The organism is Candidatus Methylacidiphilales bacterium, assembly GCA_025056655.1.
Lineage (GTDB): Bacteria > Verrucomicrobiota > Verrucomicrobiia > Methylacidiphilales > JANWVL01 > JANWVL01.
In genome coordinates, this window is record JANWVL010000133.1 from 1 (window position 1) to 12,301 (window position 12,301).

Below are 12,301 nucleotides of genomic sequence, written 5' to 3' on the forward strand. Positions count from 1 at the left end.
ACGCATGTCTTATCAGCAGGCTATTTAGCTTGCATGGGAGCTATCACTGGTATCGCAAGGCGTGGAGATGTGTTGATTTTAGATAAAAGTGTTCACGCTTGTCTCTGGGATGGCGCGAAAATATCAGAGGCAGATGTCGAACGATTTTCTCATGAAAACATGGAGTCGCTTGAGATGCTGCTTTCGAGCCTTGATCCTGAGCAGCCAAAAATCATTGTCGTGGACGGCATCTACTCCATGGAGGGCCACATCACGCATTTACCAGAAATCGTGGATCTCGCCAAACGCTACCAAGCTTTTTTGATTGTCGATGATGCTCATGGATTAGGCGTTTTAGGAGATAACGGTGCCGGGGTGGGGGAATATTACCAGTTAACAAGCGAAATTGGAGTGTTAGCAGGCAGCTTTTCCAAGGCACTAGGCAGCATTGGCGGCTTTATGGCTGGGCGTCGGGAGACGATTGAATACTTGCGTTCCCACTGTCGGCAGATCATTTTTAGTGCGGCATTGAGTCCGATGAATGCAGCAGCGGCGCTCGCGGCCTTGCAAGTCATCAAGGACGAACCCGAGCGAAGGTCAAAGCTATGGGAAAACACGCGGTATTTTAAAAATTGTCTCAAGGAACTCAATGTCTCGTTTCTGGATAGTCCTTCACCGGCAACGCCTATTGTGATTGGAGAAAAAGAGAAGTGTTATTTCATTTGGCAATCCTTGTGGGAACAAGGCTTTTTCACAGTGATGAGCATTTCGCCAGGGGTGCCACCGGGAATGGATATGATCCGTGTGGCGATTACTTCTGAACATCGGAAAGAGGATTTGGATAATTTTATAACAGCGCTGCGAGTTGCGTTTAAGAAGGCGCACTTTAGGGTTTGATTTCTGCGCCTTTAAGAGCTATTGGAGGCCAGCTTCAATCCTATGGAAAAGACTTTGATCATTCTTAAACCCGACTGCATTGAAAAAGGATTGATCGGGCGCGTGATTCAACGATTTGAGGATGCGGGGTTTTCAATTGTCGGCTGTAAAATGGCACGGTTGGACTCAGACATTCTTCGTTCCCATTATGCCCACATTGCAGATCGACCATTCTATCCGGAGATTGAGGAATTTATGCGTTCCCGGCCTGTCATAATCATGGCTTTGGCAGGCAAGGATGTGATTCAAAAAGTGCGCGAGTTACTCGGCCCGACCGACTCGACAAAGGCTCCGAAAGGAACGATCCGTGGGGATTTCGGGACGAGCGTGATGAAAAATGTGGTTCACGCATCAGACAGCCCTGAAAGTGCTGCGATAGAACTCGAGCGCTTTTTTAAGCTAGGGGAGCTATTTTAAATTACTTCATGCGATTGAATGTCGCTTTCAGCAGATCGAGATCGGAGGCGGCGCCTAATTTCTCGCGGGTTGTCTCGATCCATTTATATTCAAGTGCATTTTTGGTCGGACGATCGCTTTCGTAAAAGACGCCAAAGACGCCAGGGAAAGGAAGGTGAGCTAATTTGTAGGCAGCGATTTCGTCGGTGACATCATGCCGTTTCTCGTCTTCTGGCGTACCGTCCCATTTTTTCTCTTCGATTAAATTGAATTGCCCGCCTTTACGCGAGTTTGCGGCATCAAACGCGCCTTCATAAAATTCAACACATTCGGACAAGACTTCGACGACTGCAAATCCGTCGTGGTCCATAGCGCGTTCGAACATCTGACTCATGTGTGCAGGGAATGCCGCATGGGTGCGGGCGATGAATGTAGCCCCGTTGGCGATTAATTTTTTTATTGGATTGATCGGATGATCGATAGATCCTGCAGGATCGGTCTTGGATTTGAACCCAATGGGTGAGGTGGGCGAAGTTTGTTTTTTCGTCAGACCGTAGACGAAATTGTCCATGATGATGTAGCAGAGGCGAACGTTTTTTCGGGCTCCATGATCGAGGTGGTTACCGCCGATGGAGTATCCATCGCCGTCGCCGCCAAAGACAAATACTCGAAGGTCTGGGCGGGCGAGACTGATGCCGGTGGCGTATGGGATGGCTCGTCCGTGGATAAAATGGGTGCCATAGGTGTTGACGAAGTATGGGAAGCGTGATGAGCAGCCGATCCCGGCTATGGTTACGATTTGTTCGTGTGGGAGATTCTTTTTTTCTAATACTTTGTAGAATGTGGCGAGCACTGCGAAGTCGCCGCAGCCTGGACACCATGTGGGATGATCGGCACTGAGTGCTTTTTTTGTTAATTTTTCACGGTTGGGGATGGCTTCAGGTGCGGGACGGTTGACGGCGTGGAGGGGAAGGGTGATCGGCATAGTTAGGAGGGTTTTTTGTTAAGATGTCGGAGGTTTCCTATTTTGCAAGGGCTTGAACGGCTTGAATGATTTCACTGACGCGGAAGCTTTGCCCATCGGTCTTACAGTGGCTTTTAATGTGTGGGCAGACGGTGGTGGCACGGAGTAGGGTGGCGAGCTGGCCGTATCCGTAGAGGCCGTAATCGTTCATCTCAATTACGAGGACTTGCTTAAAGCGTGTGAATATTTCTGCGAGACGAGGTGGTAATGGATGGAGATGGCGCAAATGGATGGCTGCGACTGGATGACCTTGACGTCGGAGTGTATCTACTGCCTCGCGGATTGGGCCATAGGTTGATCCCCAGCCTACGAGTAGGATTTCGGCGGTCTCATCTCCGTAAATAGCGGGGGTGGGGAGTGTAGCAGCAAGTTGTCTTAGCTTATCGCGACGTTTGGCCGTCATGGCGCTGTGAAGTTTGGGGCTAGCGGTGGGATGGCCGTATTCGTCGTGTTCGAGACCTGACACGACGGGATATTTTCCATCGGCTGTGTAGCGTCCTGGGGTAAGGTGACGGGTGATGCGGTCGAGGGCGTAGGGTTTGTAGTTGCCTTCGTGGGGGGAGAGATCGAGTTGGACGGGGACGTAGAGTTCTTCGAGGTGAGGCTCTTCAAAAGCTTCGATGCGTGTAGCTAGGGCTGTATCGCTGAGGACGATGACGGGGACGCTATATTCTCTGGCTATTCGGCAAGCCTCAATGGCTGTATAGAAACAATCCTCGACTGTCTGCGGAGCAAGGACGACGCGTGGGGCATCGCCATGGCTTCCGTAGATAGCTTGCATGAGGTCACTTTGCTCGACGTTGGTTGGAAGACCTGTGCTGGGGCCGCCGCGTTGGACGTTGATAACTACTAGGGGCATCTCGGCCATGCAACCCCAGCCCAGTGCTTCCATTTTGAGGGATATGCCTGGACCTGAACTACCCGTGACAGCGAGGTAGCCTGCAAAGGAGAAGCCAAGTGCCATCGAGACGGCGCCGAGTTCGTCTTCGGCTTGAACAAAGATGCCGCCGTATTTGGGGAGCTCTGCTCGGAGTATTTCCATTATGGACGACCAAGGAGTGATTGGGTAGCCGGCGCCGAAGCGAACGCCACCGGTAATGAGGCCGTAGGCGATAGCTTGGTTGCCATCCATGGTGACTTGTGGACGGAGAGCAGCTTTTTCATATTTTTCGAAGGTGTAGAGTTGATCGAGGTAGTTGGCGATGGGGTAGGCATAGCCGGCATTGAAGGCGTTGAGGGCGTTGCGGGCTATGCTTTCATCTTTGCTTTTGAAGCGATCGAGGATGAGTTTTTCGAGCTTGGCTGTATCCAGATCGAAGACTTTGGCAAGGAGGCCGAGGGTAAAGATGTTTTTGCCTTTGTCGCGTGCCGTGCCTCCGATAGCCTCGACGGTAAGTGAGGTGATGGGGACGCCAACGTAGTGGTATGTTTTGTCGTTGAGATTGGGCGTCACGTGGTCGCTGTCATACAGGAGGATGCCGCCAGGTTTGAGGCTGTGGATGTGGTTTTCGTAGCTGTGTTGATAAAAGGCGACGAGGAAATCTACTTGATCCCCTGCGGAGAAGACCTCACCTGAACCGATGCGGACTTGGAATATTGAGGGGCCGCCGGAGATGGTGGAAGGTATGGTCATGTAGGTCATGACCTCTTGCTCGCTGCGTCCAGCTAGTCGAGCGAGGAAGCCGCCCACGGCTTGAATTCCGTCTTGAGAGTTGCCTGCTAGGCGGATGACCACATCATGAATTTTGCGGGTAGGTTTTGTGGAGGTTGTTGGTGTGGTGTTGCTTGATATAATGGGGGTAGAAGCAGTGTTGGGGCTCATGTTAGTGAATTAAGTGCATCCTATCGCTGCTCTGGGAATTGTCAAATAGAGGTATTAGTTTTGCTAATCATCGCGATTTCTAGGCTGATAGGGGACGGCTTGAGACTAGTCGTCTATGGATGAGGGCGGCTAGCGTGTAGCAAGTTCGCGTCTTCTGCTACGTAATTCTTTTTGGAGTTGGGCTTCGCGCTCGACTAAGTGTTTTTTGGAAGGATCGAGTCGTATCATTTCTGCGCGGAGCGTGCGGTAGTATTCTACCATGGCTTCTTCGGCGCGTTTTTTTGCTTCTTTGACTGCTTCTGTCTTTCGGGCTTTGTCGCGAAGGGGCTCGAGTTCTTTTTTGATGCGCTCGATTTCTGCTCTTTTTTCAGCGCGGGTGAGGGAATCTATCTTTTTATTTTCAGATTTGGCAGGGGCAACGGGAGTGATTGTGGTTGCCGAGCCGATTAATAGTAGGAGGAGTGCTATTTTGGAATACATGAGGGTATATTTGGAGTGCTTTTGGGGACGTTTCAAGTTTGTTTCTGTGGTGAGGAGGTTGGCTTGAGTTGATGGAGTAAAGGTTTTATTAAATTAAGTTTAGTGATAGGATTTTAATTTTGTATGAGCTGGCAGTTGGGAAGATGGGCAGTGTTGGCTCGTGTGTTGCTCCGAGCAGTGTTGAAGGTGGGGTTGTGTCTCGTAGTAACCTCGAGGGTATGGTGCCAGACTGATGAGGCTATTGAGCCAGATGTGATGCCGGAGGGATTGCCGGTGTCTCGCGCGCAGGCTGTGCCTTCGAGGCATCGGTCTGCACCTGTAGAATTTATTGTGGTAAGCGGGGGACCGGCTTTGCGTTTTTATGAAAATGAGAAGGAGCTTCCTCATGATCGTTACTTTGCGAATTTTATTGATAGCGCCATTTTTAAAATTCGACATTTAATAGAGGAGTTGCTGCCCGGAGATCTTTTAACTTGGTTGGTATATCGGCCTGGATACGAAATGCGCAGCAAGGAACAGGGCATCGACACACTGGCATTCATACGTGAAAAGGCGAACAGCGCTCCGCCAACTCGTCTGCTGTGGTTTGATACGACTGATCAGTTAATTAACTACCTAAATCGTGGACAAGATCGACGCAAGATAAAGATTGCATCGTTTGATTTTTTTGGACACTCAAATAAGAAATGTTTCATGTTTGACTACAGCAATGAATTTGATGGTAAATCTATTGAGTATCTGCATGAACGCGATCTTGTGAGAATACGCAGTGATATTTTTACGGAGGATGCTCAAGCCAAAAGTTGGGGATGTCACTCTGGAGAATCTTATTCAGTAGCTTGGCGGCAACGTTTTGGATTTCCGATGATTGGTGCAATCGGCAAAACTGATTATTCAAAAGGAGGGTGGCCTGTGCTTTCGAGTAAAGGCGGGCGCTGGGTGCAGTGACGCTATGAAAGAATGTTTTAAGAGGACGGTGATTTTCGTTGTGTTATTGATCAGTGCGTGCGGCCAATATGAGCCGCTGCAGGCTCAAGAAGATACTGAAGCGTCGCCCCCTCCCTTCGGCCGTGTGCCTGATCCAACTCTTACCCGTTATCCGCCTCGGTCTGCGGCGAGTGATGAATTTATCGGACACCGTTTTGTCGAGGAAAAAGGTCAGGGGTGGGGATGGGTGAAACGCCCACGTGAAAGTTGGCACAAAGCTCGTTGGGTCGCTCTCAAAGAAGACCCGTTTGGAGCGATAGCTCCAGGACGTGCTCGTATGCCCAAATCCACAGATGATCATAACATGCGTTACCGTTTATGGGGAGCATTCTGGGACCGCAAAGTCTATGATCCCAAAACTGATGAGTTCCTGGAAGTCTTTATTCTAGATGGATGGGAAGTAATTGGTCCAGACTCGCCGCCCGACATTCCACCAGGGCCACAAGAAAGAACTCCCCCCAAAAAACGCGATCAAGCCACTAAAAAACGTGTGTTAAGACACGGAATTGATCGCTAAGTGCCTTTATGCCCAACACCTATGGTCATCTCTTTCGGATCACGACATACGGAGAATCTCACGGCGGGGGGATAGGGGTCGTGATCGATGGGTGTCCTCCACGCGTTCCCCTCACTCCTGAGATGATTCAGAAAGAACTCGACCGTCGCAGACCCGGTCAGAGCAAAATCGTGACCCCTCGCAAGGAAAACGATCGCTGCACTATTTTCTCTGGCGTTTTCCAAAATCTTACGACTGGCACACCTATTGCCATCCACGTCCCTAATGAAGACGCACGTCCAGAAGCCTATAAAGAGATGGAAACCCTCTTCCGTCCCTCTCACGCTGACTTCACTTACCAAGAAAAATACGGCATACGCAACTGGCAAGGAGGTGGCCGCTCTTCTGCTCGAGAAACAATTGGACGAGTCGCAGGCGGCGCCGTGGCTAAGCAAGTCCTCCTTCAGGCATTTCCAAACGCTCGCGTAGTGGCTTATGTCGAGCAAGTGCACACAATTAAAGCTGAGAACATCATCCCTCACGAAGTTTCTGCTGATGAAGTCGAATCAAATATTGTCCGTTGGCCTCGTTCAAGCGAGGCCCCAGCTGTCATTGAGCTAATTGAAAAAATCCGATCAGAAGGCGACTCCGTAGGTGGAGTAATCGCATGTTCCATCACGGGTATTCCTGCAGGGCTAGGAGAGCCGGTGTTTGACAAGCTTGAGGCAGACTTAGCCAAAGCTATGCTAAGCCTACCGGCCAGCAAAGGATTTGAAATTGGTTCGGGCTTTGCTGGCACATTTTTAAGAGGCTCTCAACACAACGATCCTTTTTATGTTGAAAATGGAATTGTGCGCACGCGCACCAATCACAGTGGCGGCATTCAAGGCGGAATCACAAACGGAGAACCGATTTTCTTCCGCGTAGCTTTCAAACCGGTCGCAACGATTGCCCTCCCTCAAGAGACCGTCAGTATTGATTACCAGCCTGCTACACTCAAAGCTCGCGGCCGACATGACCCATGCGTCCTCCCCCGTGCGGTTCCGATGGTCGAAGCCATGGTTTGGTTAACGCTCGCCGACCATTGGCTCCGACAAAAAGCCATCCGCTAGCCACTAAGACCGCATACAGTTGTGGTATTTATTCAACTTTATCCGCCTTAGCCTAGTAGCCACTTTCGAAAAATTTCGACCCCGACAACCATCACCACCACAAAAAATGCATAAGCGGCTAAGCTCAAGGCATGGCCTAGGGCTATAACGATCCCATCTCGCTCGATCATTCCCAGGGCTAAGAACACCACAGGCCACGCTGCAATCACATTGCTAAAAGGTATAGGCAATGGCAGTGCCAGTAAGACGCCCAGTCCCATCACATTCAGACCGATCAATCGCCGCGCCCACACATGATGCGAAAAAAGATATAACCTCGGCTTAACCCATCGCTCAATCCACTCAGCCCACGGCAACGCATACCGTCGCATAAGTGAGATAAATTTCACAGGCAAATCACGCTGAGCTATGCTCTTAGGATACCATACGTCCCAGCCGCCGCACACTCTGACACCGAGAATCACCAATAAAAGCCCAAGCGGCGTGGATAAACCAAGCAACGGAATCGGCTGACAAAAAGGCAAAGCTATCATCATGATCATCATCGGCACGCCCCTTCCCTCAAGCCGTGCCACAAAATCCTCTATTTGCAAATGATGCTTCTCCTCCTCCTGCAAGATTTCCCGCAGCGCATCAGAAAGCTTTCTATCACGAAAAATATGGCTTCTCGAATCCTGCTGCATCTCACTACTAAATGTAAACTCTCTACAATCGCTTTGCGAGATTTACACAAAAGTTTCTAATTGAGAGAACACACAAGTTTCGCTTGCATAACACCCATGGCTAAACTCTTTATCACAGGAGTAAGCGGCTTCCTTGGCTACCATCTGATTCCCCGCCTGCTTAAAAACGGATACTCCATCACTGCATGGGTTCGCTCTAAAAATGCTGGCGATCGTCTCGAGAAAATTTTCGGAATCGATTACATAGTGGGGTCATTCTCCGACCTGCCAGCCTTAGTCCAAGCCTCACAAAACTCATCTGCCATTATCAATCTTGTCGGCGCAATCAACGAAACCAAAAACCAGACTTTTGAAGACGCTCATATTATCCCCGTTCAGCAGCTCATAGCGGCTGCAAAAATTAATCATATCTCTCGGTTCATCCACATCAGCGCTCTTGGCGCACGCATCCACGCTCGGTCCCGCTATCATCATACAAAATATCAAGCAGAAGAGCTCCTGCGCCAATCTGGCCTCGATTTCACAATCCTACGCCCATCGTTCATCTTCGGCAAAGGTAACCACACAGAAAAACTCTTACAGCGCCTCACCTCATTCCCTCTCGACCTCCTACAGCTCTACACTTTCCCATGCTTCGGGGATGGCAATAACTTACTCCAACCCATCCACGTAGATGATGTCTGCGAAGCCATCGTTCGATGCCTCGCCCACCCAGACTCAATCAAAAAGACCATTGACTTACCTGGTAGCGAAAAAGTGCCTTTTGCTACACTCCTTGTCCGCACCTTTCAATCCTTGGGCAAGCACGCCGAATTTGACCGTTACGGAATCAAAACCATCCTCCGCCACCTTCACTGGGCTGGCACCTTCCTCATCGCTCTCATACTGATTTTCAGCCTCGTTTTTCAACTCTTACCGTTGAGCGCGATAGTCATACTCCTCCTAATAGAAATCCTCCTTCTCAGATTCCTTCTTCGTGCTCACTCCATCTTGATATTTCCGATCCCCATCTGGCTTGTTAAGCCCATTTTTCTGATCCTCCACACGTTTTCAATGAAGTATCCCATCATACAACCTCCCATCGGCATCGACGCTCTATTGATGCTAGAAGAAGACAACATCGGCGATCCATCAACTTACCAAAAACTACTCAATCTTTCTCCACGCCCATTTTCCACCGAAGCCGATCTCCCCTCGCCCTCGGCTCCCCCACTGCACAGGCCACTCAAAAAAATCTATGCATAACAACTCACTCCTAATTTATGGGCGTCCTCAGCAAACTCGATCTCAGCCTCCAACTCAACAAAGCAGAATACCGTGAACAACTCCTCGCTCACCAACTCACACTCCTCCTCTATCAAATCCACCTCCGAGAAATCGGCCGACCCCTCATCATCGTCCTCGAAGGACCAGACGCCGCCGGAAAAGGCGGCTTGATCAAACACATAACCGAAAAACTTGACCCACGCTTCGTCCGCGTCTACTCCATCATCAAACCCACCGAAGAAGAATACCGCCATCACTACCTCTGGCGTTTCTGGAATAAATTCCCCGCAAAAGGCGAAATCGCCATTTTCGATCGATCCTGGTATGGTCGCGTCCTCGTCGAACGCGTAGAAAAATTTGCCACCGAAGAAGAATGGAAACGCGCCTACCGAGAAATCAACGAAATGGAACGCCTCCTCACCGACGACGGCACACTACTCGTAAAACTCTACCTCCACATCAGCAAAGAAGAACAACTCGCCCGCTTCAAAAAACGCGAAGCCGACCCCTACAAACGCTGGAAAATGAACGAAGAAGATTGGCGAAACCGCCGCAAATGGAACCAACACATCCAAGCCTTCGAAGATGCCTACGCAAAAACCAACACCCCCTATGCCCCATGGCACCTGATCGAGGCAGAACACAAATGGTTCGCCCGCGTCAAAGGCCTTCGAATCATCATCGAACACCTAGAAAAAAACGTAGGCAAACTCGACCCACCCCCAAAGCCACTCTAAACCCACCCCACCCATACACCCTCAACTCCACCGCTGCATAACAAAATACCCATACTCCAAGCTATCCACCAAAGCCAACCACGAAGCCTCAATAATACTCTCCGATACACCCACCGTCGTCCAACTCCTCTCCCCCCAAGCACTCTCCAAAAGCACACGCGTCTTAGCCCACGTAGCTCGCGCCGAATCAATAATCCGCACCTTATAGTCCGTAAGCTTCACCTCCCTCAATCGCGGATAAAACTCCGCCAACGCCTGACGCAAAGCCAGATCCAAAGCCGCAACAGGACCAGTCGCCTCTGCCACCGTATACGCAGACTTTTCCCCCACCCGTATCTTCACCGTCGCCTCAGCCAACGCATAAGCATGCCGCACACTATTACGAATCGAAACATGATAATCCAAAAGCTCAAACAACGCACGACTCTCCCCAAGCCCCCTCCGTATCAACAACTCCAACGACGCATCCGCCGCCTCAAACTCATACCCCTCATGCTCAAGCCGCTTAATCTCCCGCAACAAAGCCTGCGTCACCTCAGCCTTTTCATCCAAATTGATCCCCATCTCCCGTGCCTTCAGCGCAATGTTCGTCCGCCCCGAAAGCTCATTCACCAAAATTCGCTGGCGGTTCCCCACCAACTGCGGATCAATATGCTCATAACTACGTGCCAACTTATTTACCGCATTCACATGCGTCCCCCCCTTATGAGCAAAGGCCGACAACCCCACAAACGGCGCACGCGAATCCGGACGTTGATTAGCCACCTCATCCACAAAAAGCGAAAGCTCCCGCCACCGAGCTAAGGACTCCCTCGGCAACACCTCTATCCCCAACTTAAGCTGCAAATTCGGCACCACTGTCGTCAAATTACAATTCCCCGTCCTCTCCCCATACCCATTCATCGTCCCCTGCACCTGCGAAGCCCCCGCCAACACCCCAGCCAAAGCATTAGCCACCCCCAACCCACAATCATTATGCGTATGCACCCCCACACGGACGCCCGGCAAACATTTAATCACCTCAGCCGTAATTGCCCGCACCTCATCCGGCATCGTCCCCCCATTCGTATCACAAAGCACAACATAACTCGCCCCCGCCTCCGCTGCCGCGCGCAGACAAGCCAGCGCATACTCCGCATCGTCCTTATACCCATCAAAACAATGCTCCGCATCATAAATCACCTCCCTCCCCTGCCTCACCAAATAATCCACCGTATCCCGAATCATCGCCAAATTCTCCTCCGGCGACGTCCGCAACACCTCCCTCACATGCAAAAGCCACGTCTTCCCATAAATCGTCACCACAGGCGTCCCCGCCTCCACCAACTGCCGCACCTGCCCATCCTCCTCCACCCTCACCCCCACCCGACGCGTGCTCCCAAAAGCCGCCAACTTCGCCCGCTGCCACACCCGCCCCCTAGCCAACCGAAAAAACTCCACATCCTTATCATTCGAGCCAGGCCACCCCCCCTCAATATAATGAAACCCACAAGCATCCAACTGCTCCGCAATCCGCAACTTATCCTGCACAGACAAATTAAACCCCTCCCCCTGCGTCCCATCCCGCAAAGTCGTATCATACAACGTCACACGCGGCACTTCACTCATACCCCCACACTACCAGCCTCCACTCCCCATTACCAGCAAACTTCACCACACCCCATCCCCCCCACCCCAACAAAACCCACAAAAAAAACTCGCCACCCCACCCCACACCCACTAAAATACCTCCATGACCGTAACAATCCCCACCCCCCTCCGCAACCTCACCTCCGGCCGCGACACCGTCGAAGCCCAAGGCCGCACCGTCCAAGAACTCATCTCCGATCTCGAACGTCAACACCCCGGCATCCGCGAGCGCCTCCTCGACCCCCAAGGACAACTCCGCCGCTTCATCAACATCTACATCAACGGCGAAGACATCCGATTCCTCAACGACCTCGCCACCCCCATCCAACCCACCGATGAAATCTCCATCGTCCCCGCCGTCGCCGGCGGCTAACGCGTCCCCCGCACACCACCCTCAACACAATACAAAAAGCCTTCTAACAACAATGCCCACTACGCCAACTAATCCCCTCCCCAACACCCGCCTCCTCACTCCCCCCCACACCACTCTCTAACACCCAGCCTCCTAACTCCCCATGACCGAAACCCGCCGCCTCTGGCTCACCTTCCCCGTCGAAGCCATAAAAAAACCCATCATCTGCCAACTCGCGCGCCAATTCCCAACCCTCACCTTCAGCATCCACAACGCCAGCGTCACACCCCAAGTCGGCATCATAGCCCTCGAAATTCAAGCCGACCGCCCCACCATACAACAAGCCATCCGCTGGCTCGAATCCCACTCCATCCAAGTCGAACCCGTCGAAATCAACACCAT

Annotated in this window: 14 protein-coding genes; 9 read left to right on the plus strand and 5 right to left on the minus strand. The window is 51.3% G+C overall.

All coding sequences use genetic code 11. The annotated features are described in order from the left end of the window. A partial coding sequence (locus NZM04_08570; GenBank protein ID MCS7064074.1) for an aminotransferase class I/II-fold pyridoxal phosphate-dependent enzyme occupies positions 1–876 on the plus strand: 876 nt, incomplete at its 5' end. Between the two features lie 42 nt (positions 877–918). Further along, positions 919–1,332: a nucleoside-diphosphate kinase gene (gene ndk, locus NZM04_08575; protein MCS7064075.1), complete on the plus strand. Its 414-nt coding sequence runs from the start codon at positions 919–921 to the stop codon at positions 1,330–1,332. 1 nt (position 1,333) lies between these two features. Here the strand turns inward: ndk and NZM04_08580 are convergent, their stop codons facing one another. The 3 genes from NZM04_08580 to NZM04_08590 all read right to left on the minus strand — a co-directional run bounded on the left by NZM04_08580 (position 1,334) and on the right by NZM04_08590 (position 4,637). After that, the gene (locus tag NZM04_08580) at positions 1,334–2,296 is read right to left on the minus strand and encodes a thiamine pyrophosphate-dependent enzyme (GenBank protein MCS7064076.1); all 963 of its coding nucleotides are present in this window, start codon (positions 2,294–2,296) and stop codon (positions 1,334–1,336) included. A gap of 37 nt (positions 2,297–2,333) precedes the next feature. Then, positions 2,334–4,157: a 2-oxoacid:acceptor oxidoreductase subunit alpha gene (locus NZM04_08585; protein ID MCS7064077.1), complete on the minus strand. Its 1,824-nt coding sequence runs from the start codon at positions 4,155–4,157 to the stop codon at positions 2,334–2,336. Between the two features lie 129 nt (positions 4,158–4,286). Beyond that, positions 4,287–4,637 carry a hypothetical protein gene (locus NZM04_08590; protein MCS7064078.1) on the minus strand — a complete coding sequence of 117 codons (351 nt, stop codon included), beginning with the start codon at positions 4,635–4,637 and terminating at the stop codon, positions 4,287–4,289. 123 nt (positions 4,638–4,760) lie between these two features. Here NZM04_08590 and NZM04_08595 point away from each other — a divergent pair, with 123 nt between their 5' ends. From NZM04_08595 to aroC, 3 genes are read left to right on the plus strand one after another with little or no spacing between them, the layout of a single operon-like run. Beyond that, positions 4,761–5,585: a hypothetical protein gene (locus NZM04_08595; protein MCS7064079.1), complete on the plus strand. Its 825-nt coding sequence runs from the start codon at positions 4,761–4,763 to the stop codon at positions 5,583–5,585. A 4-nt stretch (positions 5,586–5,589) separates the two neighbouring features. Further along, positions 5,590–6,141, plus strand: a complete 552-nt coding sequence (locus NZM04_08600; GenBank protein ID MCS7064080.1) for a hypothetical protein — start codon at positions 5,590–5,592, stop codon at positions 6,139–6,141. A gap of 8 nt (positions 6,142–6,149) precedes the next feature. Beyond that, positions 6,150–7,232: a chorismate synthase gene (gene aroC / locus NZM04_08605; GenBank protein MCS7064081.1), complete on the plus strand. Its 1,083-nt coding sequence runs from the start codon at positions 6,150–6,152 to the stop codon at positions 7,230–7,232. Between the two features lie 47 nt (positions 7,233–7,279). Here aroC and NZM04_08610 read toward each other — a convergent pair whose 3' ends face one another. Continuing rightward, a complete protein-coding gene (locus tag NZM04_08610; protein MCS7064082.1) occupies positions 7,280–7,915 on the minus strand; it encodes an exopolysaccharide biosynthesis protein in 636 nt (211 codons plus the stop codon). Positions 7,916–8,011: 96 nt separating this feature from the next. Between NZM04_08610 and NZM04_08615 the strand changes: the two genes are divergently transcribed. Beyond that, positions 8,012–9,160 (plus strand): NAD-dependent epimerase/dehydratase family protein, encoded by a 1,149-nt coding sequence (locus NZM04_08615; protein ID MCS7064083.1) that lies wholly within the window; start codon positions 8,012–8,014, stop codon positions 9,158–9,160. Between the two features lie 17 nt (positions 9,161–9,177). Beyond that, complete coding sequence (locus NZM04_08620; GenBank protein ID MCS7064084.1) at positions 9,178–9,918, plus strand: hypothetical protein; 741 nt, start codon at positions 9,178–9,180, stop codon at positions 9,916–9,918. 21 nt (positions 9,919–9,939) lie between these two features. Here NZM04_08620 and cimA read toward each other — a convergent pair whose 3' ends face one another. Then, positions 9,940–11,526, minus strand: coding sequence for a citramalate synthase (gene cimA, locus NZM04_08625; protein MCS7064085.1), 1,587 nt, complete (start codon positions 11,524–11,526; stop codon positions 9,940–9,942). 124 nt (positions 11,527–11,650) lie between these two features. Between cimA and NZM04_08630 the strand changes: the two genes are divergently transcribed. Together NZM04_08630 and NZM04_08635 are read left to right on the plus strand one after the other, a co-directional pair. Next, a complete protein-coding gene (locus tag NZM04_08630; protein ID MCS7064086.1) occupies positions 11,651–11,920 on the plus strand; it encodes a MoaD/ThiS family protein in 270 nt (89 codons plus the stop codon). Positions 11,921–12,062: 142 nt separating this feature from the next. After that, positions 12,063–12,301, plus strand: a 239-nt coding sequence (locus tag NZM04_08635) for an NIL domain-containing protein (GenBank protein MCS7064087.1), incomplete at its 3' end; no start/stop codon positions are given.

What these genes read in the sequence shown, in the direction of transcription:
- ndk (MCS7064075.1), top strand. Translation starts at nt 919, where the DNA reads ATGGAAAAGACTTTGATCATTCTTAAACCCGACTGCATTGAAAAAGGA.
- NZM04_08580 (MCS7064076.1), bottom strand. Translation starts at nt 2,296, where the DNA reads ATGCCGATCACCCTTCCCCTCCACGCCGTCAACCGTCCCGCACCTGAA.
- NZM04_08585 (MCS7064077.1), bottom strand. Translation starts at nt 4,157, where the DNA reads ATGAGCCCCAACACTGCTTCTACCCCCATTATATCAAGCAACACCACA.
- NZM04_08590 (MCS7064078.1), bottom strand. Translation starts at nt 4,637, where the DNA reads ATGTATTCCAAAATAGCACTCCTCCTACTATTAATCGGCTCGGCAACC.
- NZM04_08595 (MCS7064079.1), top strand. Translation starts at nt 4,761, where the DNA reads ATGAGCTGGCAGTTGGGAAGATGGGCAGTGTTGGCTCGTGTGTTGCTC.
- NZM04_08600 (MCS7064080.1), top strand. Translation starts at nt 5,590, where the DNA reads ATGAAAGAATGTTTTAAGAGGACGGTGATTTTCGTTGTGTTATTGATC.
- aroC (MCS7064081.1), top strand. Translation starts at nt 6,150, where the DNA reads ATGCCCAACACCTATGGTCATCTCTTTCGGATCACGACATACGGAGAA.
- NZM04_08610 (MCS7064082.1), bottom strand. Translation starts at nt 7,915, where the DNA reads ATGCAGCAGGATTCGAGAAGCCATATTTTTCGTGATAGAAAGCTTTCT.
- NZM04_08615 (MCS7064083.1), top strand. Translation starts at nt 8,012, where the DNA reads ATGGCTAAACTCTTTATCACAGGAGTAAGCGGCTTCCTTGGCTACCAT.
- NZM04_08620 (MCS7064084.1), top strand. Translation starts at nt 9,178, where the DNA reads ATGGGCGTCCTCAGCAAACTCGATCTCAGCCTCCAACTCAACAAAGCA.
- cimA (MCS7064085.1), bottom strand. Translation starts at nt 11,526, where the DNA reads ATGAGTGAAGTGCCGCGTGTGACGTTGTATGATACGACTTTGCGGGAT.
- NZM04_08630 (MCS7064086.1), top strand. Translation starts at nt 11,651, where the DNA reads ATGACCGTAACAATCCCCACCCCCCTCCGCAACCTCACCTCCGGCCGC.